At 57.8% G+C, this 19,899-nt stretch carries 19 protein-coding genes and 1 tRNA gene; 14 read left to right on the forward strand and 6 right to left on the reverse strand.

Annotation, left to right across the window (positions count from 1 at the left end; genetic code table 11):
• Positions 1-87: 87 nt before the first annotated feature.
• A complete protein-coding gene (locus IE151_RS04660) occupies positions 88-696 on the reverse strand; it encodes a transglutaminase-like cysteine peptidase (RefSeq protein WP_189488425.1) in 609 nt (202 codons plus the stop codon).
• 253 nt (positions 697-949) lie between these two features.
• Here IE151_RS04660 and rpe point away from each other — a divergent pair, with 253 nt between their 5' ends.
• Complete coding sequence (gene rpe, locus IE151_RS04665) at positions 950-1,615, forward strand: ribulose-phosphate 3-epimerase (RefSeq protein ID WP_189488427.1); 666 nt, start codon at positions 950-952, stop codon at positions 1,613-1,615.
• Positions 1,616-1,712: 97 nt separating this feature from the next.
• Positions 1,713-2,489, forward strand: a complete 777-nt coding sequence (locus IE151_RS04670) for a DUF3750 domain-containing protein (protein WP_189488429.1) — start codon at positions 1,713-1,715, stop codon at positions 2,487-2,489.
• Positions 2,490-2,563: 74 nt separating this feature from the next.
• Here IE151_RS04670 and IE151_RS04675 read toward each other — a convergent pair whose 3' ends face one another.
• A complete protein-coding gene (locus IE151_RS04675) occupies positions 2,564-3,583 on the reverse strand; it encodes an isopenicillin N synthase family dioxygenase (protein ID WP_189488431.1) in 1,020 nt (339 codons plus the stop codon).
• 153 nt (positions 3,584-3,736) lie between these two features.
• Positions 3,737-5,140, reverse strand: a complete 1,404-nt coding sequence (locus IE151_RS04680; RefSeq protein ID WP_189488433.1) for an L-serine ammonia-lyase — start codon at positions 5,138-5,140, stop codon at positions 3,737-3,739.
• Between the two features lie 190 nt (positions 5,141-5,330).
• On the opposite strand from IE151_RS04680, the gene IE151_RS04685 reads away from it, so the two are divergent.
• From IE151_RS04685 to IE151_RS04700, 4 genes are all read left to right on the forward strand, one after another.
• Positions 5,331-5,903, forward strand: a complete 573-nt coding sequence (locus IE151_RS04685) for a helix-turn-helix domain-containing protein (protein WP_189488435.1) — start codon at positions 5,331-5,333, stop codon at positions 5,901-5,903.
• A gap of 50 nt (positions 5,904-5,953) precedes the next feature.
• Complete coding sequence (locus IE151_RS04690) at positions 5,954-7,159, forward strand: glycine C-acetyltransferase (RefSeq protein WP_189488437.1); 1,206 nt, start codon at positions 5,954-5,956, stop codon at positions 7,157-7,159.
• Between the two features lie 12 nt (positions 7,160-7,171).
• Positions 7,172-8,215, forward strand: coding sequence for an L-threonine 3-dehydrogenase (tdh, locus tag IE151_RS04695; protein WP_210310860.1), 1,044 nt, complete (start codon positions 7,172-7,174; stop codon positions 8,213-8,215).
• Positions 8,216-8,284: 69 nt separating this feature from the next.
• Positions 8,285-8,599: a hypothetical protein gene (locus IE151_RS04700; RefSeq protein ID WP_189488439.1), complete on the forward strand. Its 315-nt coding sequence runs from the start codon at positions 8,285-8,287 to the stop codon at positions 8,597-8,599.
• Between the two features lie 460 nt (positions 8,600-9,059).
• On the opposite strand, the gene IE151_RS04705 is transcribed toward IE151_RS04700, so the two are convergent.
• Together IE151_RS04705 and IE151_RS04710 are read right to left on the reverse strand one after the other, a co-directional pair.
• Positions 9,060-9,135: transfer RNA gene (locus tag IE151_RS04705), tRNA-Ala, on the reverse strand.
• A gap of 226 nt (positions 9,136-9,361) precedes the next feature.
• Positions 9,362-9,760: a TIGR02300 family protein gene (locus tag IE151_RS04710; RefSeq protein ID WP_189488441.1), complete on the reverse strand. Its 399-nt coding sequence runs from the start codon at positions 9,758-9,760 to the stop codon at positions 9,362-9,364.
• A 237-nt stretch (positions 9,761-9,997) separates the two neighbouring features.
• Here IE151_RS04710 and cmk point away from each other — a divergent pair, with 237 nt between their 5' ends.
• The 3 genes from cmk to IE151_RS04725 all read left to right on the forward strand — a co-directional run bounded on the left by cmk (position 9,998) and on the right by IE151_RS04725 (position 13,776).
• Complete coding sequence (gene cmk / locus IE151_RS04715) at positions 9,998-10,657, forward strand: (d)CMP kinase (protein ID WP_189488444.1); 660 nt, start codon at positions 9,998-10,000, stop codon at positions 10,655-10,657.
• A gap of 191 nt (positions 10,658-10,848) precedes the next feature.
• Positions 10,849-12,594, forward strand: a complete 1,746-nt coding sequence (gene rpsA / locus IE151_RS04720) for a 30S ribosomal protein S1 (protein ID WP_189488445.1) — start codon at positions 10,849-10,851, stop codon at positions 12,592-12,594.
• A 210-nt stretch (positions 12,595-12,804) separates the two neighbouring features.
• Positions 12,805-13,776: a complex I NDUFA9 subunit family protein gene (locus IE151_RS04725; protein ID WP_189488447.1), complete on the forward strand. Its 972-nt coding sequence runs from the start codon at positions 12,805-12,807 to the stop codon at positions 13,774-13,776.
• A 128-nt stretch (positions 13,777-13,904) separates the two neighbouring features.
• On the opposite strand, the gene IE151_RS04730 is transcribed toward IE151_RS04725, so the two are convergent.
• Positions 13,905-14,711 (reverse strand): undecaprenyl-diphosphate phosphatase, encoded by an 807-nt coding sequence (locus IE151_RS04730; protein ID WP_189488448.1) that lies wholly within the window; start codon positions 14,709-14,711, stop codon positions 13,905-13,907.
• Between the two features lie 225 nt (positions 14,712-14,936).
• On the opposite strand from IE151_RS04730, the gene IE151_RS04735 reads away from it, so the two are divergent.
• From IE151_RS04735 to IE151_RS04755, 5 genes are all read left to right on the forward strand, one after another.
• Entirely contained in the window at positions 14,937-15,629 is a 693-nt protein-coding gene (locus IE151_RS04735; protein WP_189489030.1) for a glutathione S-transferase family protein, read from the forward strand.
• Between the two features lie 2 nt (positions 15,630-15,631).
• Positions 15,632-16,780 carry a tRNA epoxyqueuosine(34) reductase QueG gene (queG, locus tag IE151_RS04740; RefSeq protein ID WP_189488450.1) on the forward strand — a complete coding sequence of 383 codons (1,149 nt, stop codon included), beginning with the start codon at positions 15,632-15,634 and terminating at the stop codon, positions 16,778-16,780.
• Between the two features lie 14 nt (positions 16,781-16,794).
• On the forward strand, positions 16,795-17,664 hold the full coding sequence (locus IE151_RS04745; RefSeq protein WP_189488452.1) for an SDR family oxidoreductase: 870 nt from the start codon (positions 16,795-16,797) through the stop codon (positions 17,662-17,664).
• 87 nt (positions 17,665-17,751) lie between these two features.
• Positions 17,752-18,657: a penicillin-insensitive murein endopeptidase gene (gene mepA / locus IE151_RS04750; protein WP_244636614.1), complete on the forward strand. Its 906-nt coding sequence runs from the start codon at positions 17,752-17,754 to the stop codon at positions 18,655-18,657.
• A 151-nt stretch (positions 18,658-18,808) separates the two neighbouring features.
• Positions 18,809-19,834 (forward strand): glucokinase, encoded by a 1,026-nt coding sequence (locus tag IE151_RS04755; protein ID WP_189488457.1) that lies wholly within the window; start codon positions 18,809-18,811, stop codon positions 19,832-19,834.
• Positions 19,835-19,899 lie beyond the last annotated feature (65 nt).

Below are 19,899 nucleotides of genomic sequence, written 5' to 3' on the forward strand. Positions count from 1 at the left end.
GCGGATATCCTCGAACGGAATGGCGTGCCCCAGGGTCAGTCTATCCTGAGAAAGCTCCTCGCGAGACCGAGCGGCCACTGCCCACCATCAGCGAACCGCGCCGACCAGTGAAGTGGTGCCTTCGCGGATGGTGACCCAGCGTCCTGTATGGTCGCTCGCCTGGCGCTTGAGATAAGTGTAATCCGTCTCGTCCCAGCGTTGCACCTCGTCGGTCAGGTTATCGAGAACATAATCGCCACGATCGGTGCGCACGGTAAGAACGGCATGACCTTCTCCGTCCGGTTTACGCACAACTGTAATGAGCAGATTGGCAAGCGAGATCCCAAGACGGTGGAGCGCGCGTCGCTTCTCCAGAGCGTAGTCTTCACAGTCGCCCGCGCCCTGATCGGGATAAGCCCAGTATTCCTCAACGCCATATACTTCGAGGTCGCTCTTGGCTTCCACAGTCGCGTTTATCGAGACGTTGACAGCTTTGATCGTGTTCCAGAGTTGATTGCCCATCGTAACTGCGTGGCGATCCCGCGGGCGCTGGTTGCATTCGTCCGGCAAGCGAAGGCAGAATTCGTAATGGCCGATCGGCTGCGACGTGATTGCGCCGGTTTCCATGGCCGGCGTCGCCTGAGCAATGGCAGGCATGGAGACGAGTGCTGCGAAAACCGCCGCCCCTGCAATCGTCTTGTGCCCAAACAAAGCCATGGAAGTCCCCTCGAAAGATATCGATCCTTAACAAAACGTTAAGAGCAGGCGGGGGCGGGAGTCAATTCGCCGACTCTTAAGAAAAGGTTAATTGGTTAAGGGGCCTTTGGTTGCGCGGTTTTCGCACGTTTTTCGGACGGAATCGTGTTGAGAAGCGATGGTTCCGCCGTTAAAAGAGCTGCAAAATGAGCCGTCGATACCAACTTCTGGCCTCCAATATCGATTTTTTCCACTGCCTTGAAAGGCCGTTTCCATGACCGCATCCGATCTTCTCATTGCCCCGTCGGTTCTCTCGGCGGACTTCTCGAAGCTGGGAGAGGAGGTGGAAAGTGTCGTCACTGCCGGCGCCGACTGGATCCATCTCGACGTGATGGACGGGCATTTCGTGCCGAATATCACCTTCGGCGCACCGATCATCAAGGCGATGCGCAATCGCACTGACAAGATCTTTGACTGCCATTTGATGATTTCGCCGGTCGATGCCTATCTGGAAGCTTTCGCCGAGGCGGGCTGCGATATCATCACGGTACATGCTGAAGCGACTACGCATCTCGACCGCTCGCTGCAGAAGATCCGCGATCTCGGTAAAAAGGCAGGCGTCTCGCTTAACCCCGCAACGCCGGAAAGCGTCATCGAATATGTGCTCGATCGTATCGACCTGGTGCTGATCATGACGGTCAATCCGGGCTTCGGTGGCCAGGCTTTCATTCCCGCGATGGTTGACAAGGTGGCGCGCGTCAAGGCTCTGATCGGCGATCGCCCGATCCATATCGAGATCGATGGCGGCGTGACGCCGGAGACTGCGCCTCTCGTTACCAAGGCCGGTGCAGACGTTCTCGTCGCAGGCAACGCCGTGTTCAAGGGCGGTCCCTCTGCCTATGCGGCAAACATCGAAGCCATCCGCAAGTCCTGTCTCTAGCGGCTGTCACGCTTGCGTGAAGTGTCACGCGGCATCTTGCGAATGACATAAATCGCGGGCGGATATTCCTTTTGCTATAAAAGAGATATCCGTCCACATGTCGCTCAAGCGTCTTCTTCTCTATCTGCTCGTTTTCATTCTGATGATTTTCATCGTGCCTGCCCTTGTTACGCTGGCCTGGTGGGAGTTGCAGGACCGCCCGCGCAGTTGGCGTGCGGCTGACTGGTCATCGGCTCGGCTGCTGCCAGAGGCCTCGTCCGGGCAGGAACCCGCGGTCTATATCATGGCGGCCCGCACAGGTGGATTAAAGGGCGCATTTGCCGTTCATAGCTGGATCGTACTCAAGCGCGAGAGCGCAAATAGCTACGAGCGATATGACAAGGTCGGCTGGGGCTCGCCCATTCGCAGAAGCGCCTATGCTGCCGACGGGCGATGGTATTCCAATCTTCCGCAGATCGTCTGCGAGGCGCATGGCGATGATGCCATCCGGATCATGCCTGCGATCGATGCCGCGATCGAGAACTATCCATATGCCCATACTGGCGACTATACGATCTGGCCCGGACCCAATTCGAATACATTTATCGCGCATATTACACATGAGGTGCCGGAGCTTGGAGCCTGCATGGCACCGAACGCCACGGGACGCGATTTTGCACCGGGCTTCGCCGCACTCGACATTTCTCGCAATGGCTGGAACCTGCATGCCACGCTAGGTGGGCTTGCGGGTTTCGCCATCGGGCGCGATGTCGGCTTCGAATTGCATTTCATGGGCCTCGTTGCAGGCTTTGACCTGATGCGCCCGGCTATCAAGGTCCCGGCATACGGGCTGGTCGGGATGCCGTTTACGCGGACGGCACAGGCGAAGCATTAAACCGGCTAAAGAATACCCGCCGCCGGTATTTCTACGGCGACGGGTAGGTAGGGAGGAGCGGTCGCGGAAAGAATTCAAGCCGCCGTTCTGCGTTTTTCTAATACGTCTGCATAGTAACGCTCCGCGACGTCCGGATGCGAACGCAGGCGGCTTTTCAGCACGTTCTCGCCGACATTACGAAAAAGCGGATTGGCCGGATCGCTTTCAGGCCCGCGCGCTTCCCGCGCCAGATGCGCGGGCAGCTCCAACAGTGGAATGGTAGCATCCAGCCGTGCGCTGAAGAAAAAAGGAACCGAGTAGCGCGCGGTGCCGGCTGGCGGAGCTATGACTCGATGGACGGTGGCGCGCAGATAGCCATTTGAAGCGAGTTCTAGCAATTCGCCAATATTGACGACAAGCGTTCCAGGCACGGGTACTGCATCGAGCCAGACGCCATCATACTCAACCTGCAAGCCGCCCTTGTCATCCTGCAATAGGAGCGTCAGGAAGCCACCGTCTTTGTGCGCGCCAACCCCTTGGTTAGAACTATGCAGGGCGGTCTTGCCGGGGTAGCGGGCAAGCTTCATGCGATGATTGGGTTCATCGCAATAAACGTTCGCAAGGGCATTGCGCTCCTGGCCCAAAGCCAGAGAAAAGGCTTCCAGCAGGCGGATTGCCGCCCTTTCGGTCTTGGCCTGCCAGTTCTCAATGACGGGTTGAAGCTGCGGGAGGTGCTCCGGCCATTGGTTCGGTCCGTACAGACGCCGATAGGGAGGGCTGTCCGGAGCAATCGGCAATGCTTCGCGTTCGATGCCAAGATCGAGTTGCTCGCGCCAGTCGGCACCAGCATTGGTGCGCTCATTGCCGAGGCGCGTATAGCCGCGAAAATGCGGTGAATTGATCATGTCGATCATCAGCTTGTCGTCGTCTGGAAGCTCGAAAAAGGCCTGCGTCAGGGCTAGGATTTCCTCGATCTCTTCGAGGCTTATGCCATGGCCGCTCAGGTAGAAGAACCCGACGTCACGGGCTGCGGCGCGCAAATCTTCAAGAAAATTGGCGTGGGTGGCGGCGTTCTCGAAATCATCAAGATCGATCAGCGGTATGGTGCGGGTCATCGCAAGGCTCATCCTCTATCGTGATCATTGAGTAGAGGATTTCACGATCATGCGCCCCAACCAAGGGATGCGAATTCGGTGCTGGAGGCGTTCGGCGGATACAACGCCTCCAGCAAGACGGATCGACAGGAAATTTATTTCAGATGCACCAGATCAACACGCCACGACGTTGACCGCCAAGCCACCCTGGCTGGTTTCCTTGTAGCGCTCGCTCATGTCCTCACCGGTCTGGCGCATGGTCTCGATGGCTGCATCGAGCGGTACGAAATGCGTCCCGTCGCCCTTGAGCGCGAGGGAGGCGGCGGTTACCGCCTTCACGGCCCCTAGCGCATTGCGCTCGATGCATGGAACCTGCACGAGGCCGCCGACCGGATCGCAGGTCATGCCGAGATGATGCTCGAGAGCAATTTCCGCCGCATTTTCCACCTGCCCCGGCGTACCGCCCATAACGGCAGCAAGCCCCGCCGCAGCCATTGCGGAAGCGGAGCCTACTTCGCCCTGGCATCCGACTTCAGCGCCTGAGATCGAAGCATTATGCTTGATGATGCCGCCGACCGCGGCAGCAGTCAGCAGGAAGTCACGTATGCCCTTCTGGTCGGCATCGGGGTAAAAATGCTGCCAATAGCGCATAACGGCGGGAATGACGCCTGCTGCGCCATTGGTCGGAGCGGTCACGACACGACCGCCGCCCGCATTTTCCTCGTTGACGGCCATCGCATAGACCGAGAGCCAATCATTGGCGAGCAACGGGTTGGGCCGGTTGAGCCGCCACTCCTCCTGGAGACGCTCATACATCTTCTTGGCGCGGCGCGGCACTTTCAGCCCACCTGGCATAATGCCTTCCTGAGAAAGGCCACGCTCGATGCAGCCATGCATGGTTTCCCAGATCAGGTCGAGGCTGGCATCAAGGTCGCTGCGTGTCTGCGATATTTCCTCATTGGCGCGCTTCATGTCGGCAATGGAAAGTCCGCTCTCCTGTGCCATGGAGAGCATCTCCCCGGCGTTGGCGAAAGGATAAGGCACGCGCGCAAATTCGGCCGGGCGCTCGGCGCGCTGCTTCATGCGCTGTAACTCTTCTTCCGAGACGACAAAGCCGCCGCCGATAGAAAAGAAATTGCGTTTGAGCAGCAAGGTATCATCCTTGTCCCAGGCACAGAACTGCATGCCATTGGCGTGGCCCGGCAGCGGTGTCTTGCGATCAAGTACGAGATCGGCAGCCGGGTCAAAAGTATAACCGGAATGACCTTTCGGTTGGATGCGCTTCGTTTCACCTATCCGGCTGACGATTGCTTCCACCTTGTCGGGGTCCACGGTGAGCGGATTGTAGCCGGCTAACCCAAGGATGACGGCCCGGTCCGAAGCGTGGCCAATACCGGTATAGGCTAGCGAACCATGCAGACTTGCGGAAAGGCGAACGATCTTGGCATTCTTCGGACGGGGCCAGTCCCCGCGCTTGACTTCCCGCAGGAAGCGTTCGGCAGCCGTCATCGGTCCCATCGTATGGGAGCTGGACGGGCCAATGCCAATCTTGAACAGGTCGAGGACCGAAAGAAACATGCGTCACCAATCTAAAAGCATTCGGCCAAAGCCGATCATCTTTTCATCTGGGATGTCAAGAACGGCTTTTCCAGCAATTTAATGTCGGCACGCCTTGTTTATGTACCCATTTGGCGGCCGAACGCGCTAAACGATTGCTCTGCCATGAATGCTTTGATTTTATGGCGATGATTATTTTATGGGCAATCGCATGGATACCAAAACACCGCCGCAAATCGGACCGCTCCTGGCGCAGCACAGGCGGGCTCACAAGCTGACGCTCGAGCAGCTCTCGACGCAATCGGGCGTATCGAAGTCCATGCTTTCGCAGATAGAACGGGGTGAGGCCAATCCAAGTTTTGCCGTGCTCTGGAGCCTGACCACCGCGCTTAATATCAAGCTTTCCGAATTGGTCGAAGGTGCGGCTGCACAGCGGCAGGACGACCAGATCGAGGTGGTGGCGGAAAGTCAGCTGCCTAAAATCGTCAGCACGGACGCACATTGTACGTTGAAAATCCTCAGCCCCCCTCGACTGGCAGGGTCGACCGAATGGTACGAGATGGAGATCGAGCCAGGTGGCGCGCTGGACAGCGCCGCACACGCACAAGGCACGATGGAGCACGTCACCGCTTGGACGGATGGTCTGGAAATCAGTAGCGGCGACGCAACGATTACATTGAAATCGGGAGAGACTGCACGCTACCTTGCCGACCGCCCGCATTGCATCCGCAATCTCGGCCGGGAGAAGGCGCGGGGTCTTATGGTGATGCTTTACAAGCCTTGACTTTTTGATCCCTGGGACGGACAATCCGATATAAAGGAAGGAATTCCAATATGCCGGATAATTTTCTCCAACACATAGCCAAGACACTTGCAGAAATTGAGGCGGACGGGCTTTACAAGCGCGAACGTGAGATCGCCGGGCAGCAGCAAGGCCGCATCGAGATAGCCGACGGCCAGGGCGGCAAGCGTCCGATCCTCAATCTCTGCGCCAACAATTATCTGGGGCTGGCCAATCATCCTGAGATCATTGCGGCAGGCAAGCGAGCCCTGGACGATTACGGCTTTGGCATGGCTTCCGTTCGCTTCATCTGCGGAACGCAGACGCAGCATCGCGCGCTTGAAAAGACCATTGCCGCTTATCTGGGCAAGGATGATTCCATTCTGTTCGCAGCCTGCTTCGACGCCAATGGCAGCGTGTTCGAAACGCTTCTGACCGATCAGGACGCGGTGATTTCCGACGGTCTCAACCACGCGTCCATCATTGATGGCATTCGCCTGTGCAAGGCAAAGCGCTATCGCTTCCCTAATGGCGATATGAACGCGCTGGAAGAACAGCTGAAACAGGCGGAGGCCGATGGTGCCCGCTTCAAGCTGATTGTTACCGATGGCGTTTTCTCGATGGATGGTTTTGTCGCGGATCTCAAGACGATCTGCGATCTGGCGGATAGGCACGATGCGCTGGTCATGGTGGACGATTGCCATGCGACGGGACATCTTGGCGAGCAGGGCAAGGGCACGCCGGCGCTAACGGGCGCGGGAGATCGCGTCGATATAATTTCGGGCACGCTTGGCAAGACGCTTGGCGGCGCGCTGGGCGGCTTCATCGCCGCCAAGCAGCCGATTATCGACCTCTTGCGCCAACGGGCTCGAGCCTATCTGTTCTCCAACAGTTTGCCGCCCGCAGCCGTTGCGGGGGCCATCAAGGCAGTCGAGATCGCCAAGGCCGCCGATGATCGTCGTGAAAAGCTAATGCGCAATACGCGTCGGTTTCGCGATGGATTGAAGGCGGCGGGTTTCGACCTCCTCGAAGGCACGACACCGATCGTTCCCGTGATGCTTGGCGAAGCGAAGCTAGCGCAATCCATGGCGGCCGAACTGGATAGCCGTGGCGTTTACGTCGCGGGTTTCTTCTTCCCGGTCGTTCCGAAGGGAAAAGCGCGCATCCGAACGCAGCTTTCAGCCGTTCTCGAAGATGAAGATATCGATTTTGCCGTAGATGCTTTCCGCGAAGCGGGCAAGGCGACTGGCGCGATCTGAAAAGAGACAAAAATGCAGAAGACAATGAAATCGCTGGTGAAGGACAAGCCTGCCCCCGGCCTGGCCTTCTTGGACCAGCCGGTGCCGCAGATAAAGCCCGACGAAGTGTTGATCAAGATCAACAAGACGGGAATCTGCGGCACCGACATTCACATATATGCCTGGGACGAGTGGGCCGCGAGCACAGTGCCGACGCCGATGATCATCGGACATGAATATGCTGGCGAGATCGTCGAGATCGGTTCGAACGTGCATCATCTTTCCGTTGGCCAACGCGTCTCCGGCGAAGGACATGTGATCGGTCACAAGAGTCGTGCGTCGCGGGGTGGCCGTTTCCATCTCGACCCGGATACGAAGGGCATCGGCGTCAATATGCCAGGTGCTTTCGCGCAATATCTTGCGCTCCCGGCCTTCAACGCCATTCCGCTGCCTGATGCCATAGATGATGAGATCGGGGCGATCCTCGATCCGCTCGGTAATGCGGTCCACACGGCATTATCATTCGACCTCGTCGGCGAGGATGTGCTGATCACCGGAGCGGGTCCCATCGGCATCATGGCCGGCGCCGTTGCGCGCCACGTCGGCGCCCGTCATGTGGTGATCACCGATGTCAATCCGGTGCGTCTGCAACTGGCAGCGCAGGTTGCCGATGTCGTACCGGTCGATGTCGCCAGGGAAGACCTCCGGTCGGTCATGGATCGGCTGGGCCTGAAAGAGGGTTTCGATGTAGGGCTGGAGATGAGCGGGTCGGCGGCTGCATTCGAACAGATGATCGATAGTCTCGTGATGGGCGGCAAGATCGCCATGCTGGGAATTCCCCCACAGAAGATGCCGGTTGACTGGACCAGGATCGTCTTCCGGATGCTCACCATCAAGGGCATTTACGGACGCGAAATGTTCGAGACCTGGCACAAGATGCTGGCCATGCTGGAATCGGGGCTGGATGTGCGCAAGGTTATCACGCATCGCCTTCCGGTGAGCGATTATCTCCAAGGCTTCGAGACCATGCAAAACGGCAATTCCGGCAAGATCGTACTGGATTGGCGCGGGGTTTAACCGGAATTTGCCAACGATGGCCGTAAAATGCGAATGGCCCGTTGTAATCAAACCATTACAACGGTGGTAATGGATGAGTTTCTGCTCTCCGGTTGCTTCGATTACCAGGTCAATCTCACCCAGGCGATTTCCATCGGTCCAAAGAAACGGAAGCGGGTTCTCCATCAGGACGACCCGCTTTTTCCGTTCTTGCATCCCGGACAGGAGGCGATGATCAATGCATGTGGGTGGTCGATGATTTCATCGAAGATAATGGAGCTACCATCCTTCTGCCGGGCAGTCACATTAGCCAAGAGAGCAGGTGATGAATACCACGCAGGAAATCTTGCGCCAAACCTTGTGACGAAAGGCACCATGAAAAAAGGCTCGGTACTATCTATTTAGGCTCGCTGTTTCACAGCGGGGGTCAAGATATTACCGATCGACGCTAGTGTGGTGCTGTGATCAGCTACAGCCTAGGCTGGCTAAGGCAGGCTGAAACAACTATCTCGCCTATAGTCAGGACGAACTGCTGGACATGCGGGAGTGTCTGCAGAAATTGCTGGGATATTTCGTTCATGAGCCGAATTTGGGCTCTGTGAACGGTATCGACCCTTATGAATTATGTCATCATGAACAAGCGCAACCAGATCTTCACAGAGTTCATTCCCAAGCAGCAAAAATGCTTGTCAAGGAAGCTATGGATAAGGTCGAGCAGCTTCTGCCAGCCCGTTCCGGCTCGCGGCCAAGGTTGAGGCGGGATCTTCCTGAAACGGGGCCCTTGTGCATTCTTCGATTGCGCAACGGTTCACGCTGAATACGTACGGTCGCGGAAAGCCTTGATGAATCGTGGCGGATAGGAGTTTGGTGGAGCTAAGCGGGATCGAACCGCTGACCTCTTGCATGCCATGCAAGCGCTCTCCCAGCTGAGCTATAGCCCCATCCTGATGAACGCTTCTGTTCAGAAGCCTCGCGAGTTGGGTCTCGCCATCGGAAACCGACGCATCATGTGGAGCGGCTTCTAGCGTCCTGCGGAAACGAGATCAAGCCCTGTTCGTCATTTTTTTGATGAGCCGAGCAAAATTCCGGACGGGCTGTGTCGGGCGCAAAGAAAAAGGCGCGCCGAAGATCGTCCGCCGCGCCTCATTCAACTTATCCGGCGAGAAATCAGGTCTCGTCGTCGTCGTCGTCAGCTACGTCGATGAGATCATCGAGGCTGTCGTCGTCATCTTCATCTTCTTCGAGGAAGGTGTCGTCGTCATCACCGAGATCGACATCGTCATCATCACCATCAATATCCGGAATCTCGTCGCCGCCACCCTTGGCTTCCTCGTCCGCGTCTTCGAGGCTTACGATTTCGACGTCGGTGTCTTCAACTTCCGTATCGACTTCTTCTTCCTCTTCCTCGCGTCCCTTGGGAGCAGGCTTGATCGCGCTCGTCTCGAAGAAGCTGAGCGGGTAGGTCTTGCCGGTATATGGCGATTTGATCGGGTCTGCGTTCAGATCGTAGAATTTGCGGCCCGTCTCGGGGCAGATGCGTTTTGTGCCAAGGTCGTCTTTTGCCACGGTTTAAGCCTCATGCTGAAAGATTGGGGTCCCCATAAACAGACTTGGGCGATGCTGTCAAAACAAAAGCCATGCAAGGAGCGGCGCGTCATCCGTTTCGGACGGAAATCTAAGTGCGCGCTTGCATATATAGCAAGCGGAGATCGAGAAAATGGGCTTTTTCTCATAGCGCTCTTGCACAGTGCGCGCATTTGACGGCAGAACCGCGCAAAAGGTTGGGTCAGAAAGGGCTGCAAGATGGATGAAACGAAAACTCAAGGCTTCGTCATCGCCATTGATGGACCGGCCGCATCGGGCAAGGGAACGCTGGCTCGCCGCCTCGCCGCCCATTACGGCCTTCATCATCTCGACACGGGCTTGAGTTATCGCGCCGTGGGGCACGCCATGCTGAAAGCCGGGAGCGACCTGTCGGATGAAATGCAGGCGATCGCGACCGCGCGCGATGTCGAACTCGCAGCGCTGGACCGAGATGTGCTTTCCGCTCATGCCGTGGGGGAGGCGGCATCGAAGATTGCCGTGATTGCACAAGTCCGTCGGATACTTGTTGAAAAGCAGCGTGCGTTTTCACGCAAACTGCCTGGAACCGTACTGGATGGTCGTGACATAGGCACTGTTGTCTGCCCGGAGGCGCCAGTAAAGCTTTACGTGACGGCGAGTGCGGAGGTGCGGGCGCAACGCCGATATGAGGAGGAAATCAGCAAGGGGATAGTTGCTGATTTCGGCAGAATCCTTGCCGATATCAAGCTACGAGACGAGCGCGATATGGATCGCCAGGACAGCCCGCTTAAGCCCGCGCAGGATGCGTACTTGCTCGACACGTCAAAAATGAGTATAGAAGCGGCGTTTTCGGCAGCTTGCGCAATCATCGATCGTGTGATGGCCGAAAATCGCATTTGAGGAACTTCGGCTCCCATCTGCAATTCTAGCATGACATGAACGCAAGACTGGGCGTCTATCCGCGCCGGAACCCGGAACAACCGGGCTGGCTCCAAATGCCGGAGCCGGGACCCTTGTCGAAGCGAACCGCAACACGAACCACCGGCGCCGGGCATGCTCGGCAAACGAGCATTAGCCCCTCAGGAGCATCAATGTCTAACTACAATCCTACCCGCGACGATTTCGCAAGCCTTCTCGACCAGGCGTTCGAAGAGCAGCATCTGGGTGAAGGTCAGGTCGTCAAGGGCCTGGTAACCGCCATTGAAAAAGACATGGCGATCATCGACGTCGGCCTCAAGGTCGAGGGTCGTGTCCCGCTGAAGGAATTCGGCGCAGCCAAGAAGGACGGCGGTCTTTCGGTTGGCGACGAAGTCGAGGTTTATGTCGAGCGCATCGAAAACGCGCTGGGCGAAGCTGTTCTGTCGCGCGAAAAGGCTCGCCGCGAAGAAAGCTGGGGCCGTCTGGAAGAGAAGTTCGCCAAGAACGAGCGCGTTGAAGGCGTCATCTTCAACCAGGTCAAGGGTGGCTTCACCGTCGATCTCGACGGCGCAGTTGCGTTCCTGCCGCGTTCGCAGGTGGATATCCGTCCGATCCGCGACGTTACCCCGCTCATGCACAACCCGCAGCCGTTCGAAATCCTCAAGATGGATCGCCGTCGCGGCAACATCGTGGTTTCGCGCCGCACCGTGCTTGAAGAGAGCCGTGCAGAACAGCGTTCTGAAATCGTCCAGAACCTTGAAGAGGGTCAGGTCGTCGAAGGCGTTGTCAAGAACATCACCGACTACGGTGCATTCGTCGATCTCGGCGGAATTGATGGTCTGCTGCACGTTACCGACATGGCATGGCGCCGCGTCAATCATCCGACGGAAATCCTGTCGATCGGCCAGACCGTCAAGGTCCAGATCATCCGCATCAACCAGGAAACCCACCGTATCTCGCTCGGCATGAAGCAGCTTGAGAGCGATCCGTGGGAAGGCATCGGCGGCAAGTATCCGCTCGGCAAAAAGGTCACCGGTACGGTCACCAACATTGCTGACTACGGTGCATTCGTCGAGCTGGAACCAGGTATCGAAGGCCTGATCCACCACTCGGAAATGTCCTGGACGAAGAAGAACGTTCACCCCGGCAAGATCCTGTCGACCACGCAGGAAGTCGAGGTCGTTGTTCTCGAAGTCGACCCGCAGAAGCGCCGTATCTCGCTTGGTCTCAAGCAGACGCTCGAAAACCCATGGGAAGTCTTCGCTCGCAATCACCCGACCGGTTCGGTCGTTGAAGGCGAAGTCAAGAACAAGACCGAATTCGGTCTGTTCATCGGCGTTGACGAAGATCTCGACGGCATGGTTCACCATTCGGATCTCGACTGGAACCGTCCGGGCGAAGAAGTCATCGAAGAATACAACAAGGGCGACCACGTCAAGGCTGTCGTTCTCGACATCGACATCGAGAAGGAACGCATCTCGCTGGGCATCAAGCAGCTCACCGAAGGTGGCGCGGCAGCAGCAGCTGCGTCGTCCGCATCGTCTGCTCCGGCAGCAGCTTCGGCTTCGGCCGGTGGTGAACTGCGCAAGAACGCCATCGTCACTTGTGAGGTCACCAATGTGACCGAAAACGGCCTCGATGTCGTCGTTGTCGGGCAGAACATCGAGTCCTTCATCCGTCGTGCCGACCTGTCGCGTGATCGTGCTGAGCAGCGTCCGGAACGCTTCTCTGTTGGCCAGAAGGTCGACGCTCGCGTCACTAACTGGGACAAGAACCGCCGCAAGCTGCAGGTTTCCATCAAGGCGCTCGAAATCGCCGAGGAAAAGGAAGCCGTGGCTCAGTACGGTTCGACCGACGCCGGTGCTTCGCTGGGCGACATTCTCGGCGCTGCGCTCAAGCGCGCCGAGGGCGACAAGTAATCGGGTCGCTTGGTAACTGTTTGTCAGTTGCTCTGACTTGAAATGACCCCGGTTCCGGTGACGGCGCCGGGGTTTTTCTTTTCCCTTGACTCAAGCGCAACCAATTGACCTGCTTGCGCTTTGACTCTTCGAAAAAACGGATTATGAAAAGCGACAAAAGCGCGCGCGCGTGGCGCAGCATTTGGATGCTCACCTAACGGAATTGCACAGATGACAACGATTAAAGATCTCCCCAAGCTCGTCACGGTTTTCGGAGGCGCCGGCTTCTTGGGCCGTATCGTGGTGCAGTCGCTGTTGCGTCGCGGCTACCGTGTTCGCGTCGCGTCGCGTCGTCCGCATTTGGCAAATTTCGTGCAACCACTCGGAAACCCGGGTCTGGTGCTGCCGGTGCAGGCTAATCTGCGTAATAAGGCGTCGATCGAACGCGCAGTTCAAGGCGCAGACTATGTTGTCAATTTGGTTGCCCTCCTGGCCGAAAGCGGGAAACAGACGTTTCAGGCGGTTCATGTCGATGGCGCGCGCGCGATCGCCGAAGCTGTTGCGCGCGCTGGTATCGGGCTGACACATGTCTCCGCAATCGGCGCCGATGCCGACAGCGCTTCCGCTTATGCCAGCACGAAAGCCGAGGGTGAGGCGGCTGTTCTGGCAGCGATGCCGACGGCTGTCATCCTGCGCCCGTCGATCATGTTCGGTGCAGGCGACAACTTCTTCAACCGTTTTGCCAACATGGCGCGTTTCACGCCTTTCCTGCCGATGGTGGGAGCGAATACAAAGTTCCAGCCGGTTTACGTCGCGGACGTGGCAGAGGTCGTCGCCCGAAGTGTCGACGGTGATCTTGCTGGTGGCGCGATTTACGAATTGGGTGGTCCGGACGTCTGCACGTTCCGCGAGTTGATGCAGGAAATGCTCAATGTGACCGAACGCAAACGCGTGCTGATCAATATTCCGTTCGGCATTGCCAAGCTTCAGGCTGCGATCCTGCAGAACCTGCCGGGCAAGCTGCTTACGGTCGATCAGGTCGAGCTTCTGAAGAGCGACAACGTCGTTTCGCAAAGGGCCGTTGAGGAGAAGCGCGATTTTGCCGGATTGGGCATCAAGCCGCACGCTACGTCGGCAATTCTGCCTTCCTATCTTTGGCGTTACCGCGTCACTGGCCAATTCTTTACGCAACCGACGCAGTAAAGAAGCTTGAATTCAGGGGCGCCGAAACGGGCGCCCTTTTTCCTGTCGAGCAGCAGGCAGGCGAGGCCAGGCGCGGAGCGTCAGCTTTGCCATTCCGTGCGGACGACCAATATTTGCCAGCGCCTTAATCAACCTATTGTCATCAAGGCAACGAACCCGACAAGGCCAACGGCGATGCGCCACCAGCCGAAAACGCCGTAGCCATGGCGGGAAACATAGGTGAGCAGGCCACGCACGACGAAAACGGCTGCAATGAAGGCCGCGATAAAGCCGACGCCGATAATGGAAAGATCATCGGCAGAGAGTATGTCGCGGTTCTTGTAAAGATCGTAGGTGAAGGCACCGACCATCGTCGGCATTGCCAGAAAGAAGGAAAATTCTGCTGCCGAGCGTTTGTCTGCCCCGAAAAGCAACGCTCCGACGATTGTCGCACCCGAGCGGGACGTGCCGGGGATCATGGCAAGGCACTGGAAGAAGCCGATCTTCAGGCAAAGCGACGGAGGAAAATCCATCGCGTCACTATATTTAGGCTCGAGATCGGCGCGATCGACCCACAAGAGAACAAGCCCACCGAGCACCAGCATGATGCAGATCAACATAGGGCTTTCGAACAGAACGGTTTTGATGATGCCGTGCGCCATCACGCCGATAATGGCCGCGGGCAAAAAGGCAAGCAGGATGCCGGCAATGAAGCTGCGGGCGCGCCTGTCGGAAGGAAGCGCCAGAGCGAGCTTCCACAAGCGAGTGAAATAGACGCTGAGGATCGCCAGGATTGCACCGAGCTGGATCAGAACCTCAAAGCTCTTGCCGGTCGAGTTGAAGCCTAAAAAGTGGCCCGCAAGCAGAATATGCCCTGTGGAAGAGACCGGAACGAACTCGGTCATGCCTTCGAGCAAGCCGAGGAGAACGGCGTTGATGATGGTCTGTTCTTCCAATTTTGAGTCCTTCCAAGCCATTGGGAGCGAATCGGGTGGTGTGGCTGTGTGCTAAATCACTCGAACGCGGTTAACTGGCTGTAAATGACGCCAAGGTTAAGGCACTTCTTGTAAGTCAACGAATTCGACCGTATAGCTCGGCTAGCCCGGATGCGCTTCACCGCCGGCGGAGACTTACGCTTCTCGCCGCCAAATGGCCACAGCCCGATTGCAAGCTTCACGACCATGTTGACACTGTTCCACTACCCTGTTTTTGCCGGTTGCCGTTTCATCCGCCTCGCCTTCGGTGAGTATGGCGAGGATCTTGCGCTGATCGAGGAAAAGCCCTGGGCGCGCCGCAAGGAGTTCCTGACGCTGAATCCGGCCGCAACCCTGCCGGTTCTTCTGGCCGAAGGCGACATACCGGTGATCGGGGCACCGGTCATTGCCGAATATGTCGATGAAACCCGCGGCATCATGAAACGGGAAAAGCGGCTTTTTGCCGAAAATCCGATGGACCGCGCCGAAATTCGGCGTCTCATGTCGTGGTATCTTGAGAAAATGGAAAATGACGTGACGCGCCATCTTGTGCGCGAACGTGTTTTGAAGCCGCTCATTCCGGGCGCGGAAGGCGGCGGTTCGCCCGATTCCAGCGCAATTCGTGCGGCGCGCGCCAATATTCGGCAACATATGAAATATACCAACTATCTTGCCGGCACACGTAACTGGCTTTCCGGGTCTCGTCTTTCCTATGCCGACCTGGCGGCAGCGGGTGCGATTTCGGTGCTGGATTACTTGGGTGAGATAAGCTGGAGCGATTATCCGGCCGCCAAGGACTGGTATGTGCGCGTCAAATCTCGTCCATCCTTCCGTACGGTTTTGAACGATCGTATCCGCGGTCTGCCTCCCGTATCGCACTACGCGGATCTGGATTTCTGACGATGGCCATTTCGCAGCCCGCATCAAAATCAGATGCGCTGCGCCAGTTGATCCTGCGCGAGGCGCAAGCCGAAGGGTTTGATGCAGTGGCGATTACTTGTGCTGATGCCATCCCGCATGCGCCCGAACGGCTGCGGCAGTTTCTTGAAGCCGGGCGCCATGCCGATATGGAATGGATGCAGGAGACGCAGGACCGCCGCGCCGCTCCCAAGATCCTCTGGCCGGAGGTCAAGTCGATCATCATGCTGGGCATGAATTACGGGCCGGATGAAGATCCGCTTGATCTGCTTGCGAAACGAGATGCCGGTGCCATTTCCGTCTACGCGCGTCACCGCGATTATCACGATGTCATCAAAGGCAAGCTGAAGCAGGTGGCGGGAAAATTCGCCGCCAAGGCCGGGGCGGACGTCAAAGTCTTCGTTGACACGGCACCCGTCATGGAAAAGCCGCTTGCGGAGGCGGCTGGACTTGGGTGGCAAGGCAAGCATACCAACCTCGTAAGCCGTAGATTCGGTTCCTGGCTTTTTCTGGGATCGATCTTCACGAACGCGGAACTACCCGAAGACCAGCCGGAGCGCGATCATTGCGGATCGTGCCGCGCCTGTCTCGACATCTGCCCTACCAGCGCTTTTCCTGCGCCCTATCAGATCGATGCAAGGCGCTGCATTTCCTATTTGACCATCGAAAACAAGGGGCCGATTCCACTGGAATTCCGCCAGGCGATTGGCAATCGCATCTATGGCTGCGACGATTGTCTGTCTGTCTGCCCCTGGAACAAGTTCGCGTCGCAGGCTCGGGAAGCCAAGCTGAAATCGCGCCAGGATTTGCGTGCGCCAAAGATTGCTGAGTTGCTCATGCTGGACGATGCGGCATTCCGTGCCCTGTTCAGCGGTTCGGCGGTCAAGCGGATCGGGCGCGACCGCTTCATTCGCAACGTCTTGATTGCTGCCGGCAACAGCGGGGACCTCGGCGTGATCCCGCAAGTCGAACGCCTGCTTGAGGATGTTTCGCCGCTGGTGCGGGGAGCATCGGTTTGGGCGCTTTCGCAGTTGATGGATAGGCAAGGCTTTGCGGAGCTTGTTGCAGCGCGCGAAAAACTGGAAGACGACGCCATGGTGCTGGATGAATGGCGGCAGGCGAGGGCGGCGTGAAGACGGAGCGCAGTATGCGAAAGATTGTGTTTCTTGGTGCCGGGTATAGTGCACGCACCTATGCCCGACTCTATGGCGGCGGGCATCGTCTGATCGGCACGACACGCGATGAGGCGCGTTTCGAACTGCTTGAGCAGGCTGGTATCGCACCGCTCGTCTTTGACGGAAGAACGCTTTCCGGTGAGCTGCGCAGTGCGCTTGAGGAAGCAACCGATCTCGTCATCTCCGCAAGTCCGGACGAGCAGGGTGATCCAGTTCTCCGATTGATCGCGGAACTCGCACTACCAAAGCTTCAATGGATCGGCTACCTTTCGACTATCGGCGTCTATGGCGATTTCGATGGCGAATGGGTGAGTGAGGAGAGCGAACCGCGGTCTCCTGCGCAACGCGGACAGTGGCGTTTGCTCGCGGAACGGAGCTGGCAAGCCTTTGGCAATATGCGCGGCGCTTCCTGTGCCGTTTTGCGCCTCGGCGGAATTTACGGACCCGGGCGAAACTCCTTCGTCAAGCTGGCGGAAGCCAAGGCGCATCGAATCGTCAAGCCGGGGCAGGTATTCAACCGCACCCATGTCGCCGATATTGCAGGCGCACTCGATTTTCTGATGCAGAAACGAGAATCCGGCATATTCAATGTTGTCGATGACGAGCCTTCGCCGCCGCAGGATGTAGTGGCATTTGCCGCCGATCTCATGGATGTCGAGGCACCTGAAGAGATCGCCTTCGATGTAGCAGGGCTTTCTCCGGCAGCGAGAAAGTTTTACGGCGAGAACAGGCGCGTGTCCAATGCCAAGCTTCGCGGCCTCGGCTACATGTTCCGCTATCCGAATTTTCGCATAGCGCTGCTGAGGCTCTGGCAGGACGATGAATGGCACGCGCGCTGGTGACAAAGAAAAAGCGATTTTTTAAAGATTCTTGCCTGCGATAGGCTTTCTTCAACGGGATGCGAGGGATTCGGTATGGCGGATGGGTGGATGAAAAGGCTGGCGCTGGCTCTGCTCATGCTCACAGCCCTGCTGCCGCAGGCACAGGCAAAGGACGTGCTCGCCAAGGACGCCTTCGGGGCACACAAGCTGCCTGCGTTAGGAGAAGCACAGTCGCATGGCTTTTATTCGAAAGGCTGCTACGCGGGCGGTGTTGCGATTGCCGAGACCGGTCCGCACTGGCAGGTGATGCGTTTGTCGCGCAATCGCCGCTGGGGACATCCCGATCTCGTTGCGCGCTTGCAGGTCCTTGCCGCGGATGCATCGAAGGTGGGCTGGCCGGGGCTCCTGATCGGCGATATTTCCCAGCCGCGCGGCGGACCGATGACCAGCGGACATGCCTCGCATCAGATCGGCCTGGATGCCGATATCTGGCTGACCCCGATGCCCGATCGAATTCTGACGGCGCGGGAGCGCGAGGACATCTCGGCTACCTCGATGCTGAAAAAGGGCAAGCTCACGGTCGATGACAACGTCTGGACGCAAGCTCATTTCAACCTGATCAAGCAGGCCGCAAGCTATTCCGATATTGAACGCGTTCTGGTGCATCCAGGCATCAAAAAGAAGCTCTGTGAAACCGAGAGGGGGGACAAGAGCTGGCTGCGTAAAATTCGTCCCTACTGGGGCCATTTCTACCATATGCACCTCCGCATGGGCTGCCCGCAGAGCTCGCCGGATTGTCGCAAGCAGAATGCCGTGCCGAAAGACGACGGATGCGGGAAGGAACTTGCGTGGTGGTTTACGGACGAGCCGTGGAAACCGGCAAAAGGCCCGTCGAAGCCGCCAGTACGCGACACGATGAAGCTGTCGCAATTGCCTAAGGCGTGCATGGATATCCTGAACCTGCCAGCGCCGGCGTCTGCCGACGAAGTGACGAGTGCCGTTTCGTCACAGTGATTGCGTTCCTTCCGCAAGTCGCTGCTTTTTGCGACTTGTGGGCGCGCGCGACCTTGATTTTCCCGCGTAAACCCCGCTAATCGGTTTAGCGTCCAGCTTGGCTGTCGCCGGCGGGGTGGTAGATTCGATCAAGGTGAGGAAACTGTAGAGAATGGCACTGCGTTTTGAAGGCGATCCGGTTTTCCAGTTTCCAGTTCTGATCGGCGACATTGGCGGTACGAATGCCCGTTTCGCTATTCTGGTCGACGCGCAGTCGGAGCCGAGGGAATTTCCGACGATTCAGACAGCAGATTTCGAGACCATAGAGGAAGCCATTCAGGCTGGCGTTCTGGACAAGACGTCGCTGCAGCCGCGTACGACGATTCTAGCCGTCGCTGGCCCGATCAAGGGCGACGAGATCGATCTGACCAACTGCCCCTGGGTGGTGAGGCCCAACGAGATGATGCAGACGCTTGGCCTTACGCAGGTTGTGACGCTCAACGATTTCGAGGCGCAGGCGCTTTCGGTCATAGCGCTTGACGATAACGGGTTGGAAAAGATTGCCGCTGGCGAAGCGCTACCGATGAGTCCCCGCGTCGTACTCGGGCCGGGCACGGGGCTTGGGGTTGGCGGCCTGGTGCATTCGGCGCACAAGTGGATTCCGCTTGCCAGCGAAGGCGGACACATCGACATAGGTCCGCGCTCGAAACGCGATTACGCCGTTTTTCCGAACATAGAGACGATCGAAGGGCGTGTGGCCGGCGAGCAGATCATGTGCGGGCGTGGGCTTGTCAATCTGTACCGTGCGATTGCCAAGACCGACGGAAAAGAACCGACTTTCAACGATCCGGCCGAAATTTCCTCGGCGGGGCTGGAGCGTACCGACTCTGTCGCGGCTGAGGCGCTCGACATGTTTGTGACGCAGCTCGGTCGTTTCGCGGGCGATCTTGCGCTCGTATTCATGGCACGCGGCGGCATCTACCTGACCGGCGGCATTGCGCAAAAGATACTTCCGGCGCTGAAGAGCGAGCGCTTTACCTTGGCCGTTCGCGACAAAGCTCCCCATTCCGCGATGATGGCGAAGATCCCGGTCTATGCCATTACTCATCCGCGGGCACCGGTGCTTGGATTGGCAGCTTACGCGCGCACGCCCCAGCGATTTGGTGTCGAGGTTTCCGGCCGCATCTGGCGCGCCTGAACTATCGATTCGCAAATCCCCCGATTTGCTCTATGACAGTGCGCGACCACTCTCTTACGCAGTTC

Origin of the sequence: Limoniibacter endophyticus, assembly GCF_014652835.1 — a bacterium.
GTDB classification, from domain to species: Bacteria; Pseudomonadota; Alphaproteobacteria; order Rhizobiales; family Rhizobiaceae; genus Limoniibacter; species Limoniibacter endophyticus.

Excerpts from the sequence above, each read along its gene's own strand:
- IE151_RS04660 (WP_189488425.1), bottom strand. The coding sequence starts at position 696 with ATGGCTTTGTTTGGGCACAAGACGATTGCAGGGGCGGCGGTTTTCGCA.
- rpe (WP_189488427.1), top strand. The coding sequence starts at position 950 with ATGACCGCATCCGATCTTCTCATTGCCCCGTCGGTTCTCTCGGCGGAC.
- IE151_RS04670 (WP_189488429.1), top strand. The coding sequence starts at position 1,713 with ATGTCGCTCAAGCGTCTTCTTCTCTATCTGCTCGTTTTCATTCTGATG.
- IE151_RS04675 (WP_189488431.1), bottom strand. The coding sequence starts at position 3,583 with ATGACCCGCACCATACCGCTGATCGATCTTGATGATTTCGAGAACGCC.
- IE151_RS04680 (WP_189488433.1), bottom strand. The coding sequence starts at position 5,140 with ATGTTTCTTTCGGTCCTCGACCTGTTCAAGATTGGCATTGGCCCGTCC.
- IE151_RS04685 (WP_189488435.1), top strand. The coding sequence starts at position 5,331 with ATGGATACCAAAACACCGCCGCAAATCGGACCGCTCCTGGCGCAGCAC.
- IE151_RS04690 (WP_189488437.1), top strand. The coding sequence starts at position 5,954 with ATGCCGGATAATTTTCTCCAACACATAGCCAAGACACTTGCAGAAATT.
- tdh (WP_210310860.1), top strand. The coding sequence starts at position 7,172 with ATGCAGAAGACAATGAAATCGCTGGTGAAGGACAAGCCTGCCCCCGGC.
- IE151_RS04700 (WP_189488439.1), top strand. The coding sequence starts at position 8,285 with ATGGATGAGTTTCTGCTCTCCGGTTGCTTCGATTACCAGGTCAATCTC.
- cmk (WP_189488444.1), top strand. The coding sequence starts at position 9,998 with ATGGATGAAACGAAAACTCAAGGCTTCGTCATCGCCATTGATGGACCG.
- rpsA (WP_189488445.1), top strand. The coding sequence starts at position 10,849 with ATGTCTAACTACAATCCTACCCGCGACGATTTCGCAAGCCTTCTCGAC.
- IE151_RS04725 (WP_189488447.1), top strand. The coding sequence starts at position 12,805 with ATGACAACGATTAAAGATCTCCCCAAGCTCGTCACGGTTTTCGGAGGC.
- IE151_RS04735 (WP_189489030.1), top strand. The coding sequence starts at position 14,937 with ATGTTGACACTGTTCCACTACCCTGTTTTTGCCGGTTGCCGTTTCATC.
- queG (WP_189488450.1), top strand. The coding sequence starts at position 15,632 with ATGGCCATTTCGCAGCCCGCATCAAAATCAGATGCGCTGCGCCAGTTG.
- IE151_RS04745 (WP_189488452.1), top strand. The coding sequence starts at position 16,795 with ATGCGAAAGATTGTGTTTCTTGGTGCCGGGTATAGTGCACGCACCTAT.
- mepA (WP_244636614.1), top strand. The coding sequence starts at position 17,752 with ATGAAAAGGCTGGCGCTGGCTCTGCTCATGCTCACAGCCCTGCTGCCG.
- IE151_RS04755 (WP_189488457.1), top strand. The coding sequence starts at position 18,809 with ATGGCACTGCGTTTTGAAGGCGATCCGGTTTTCCAGTTTCCAGTTCTG.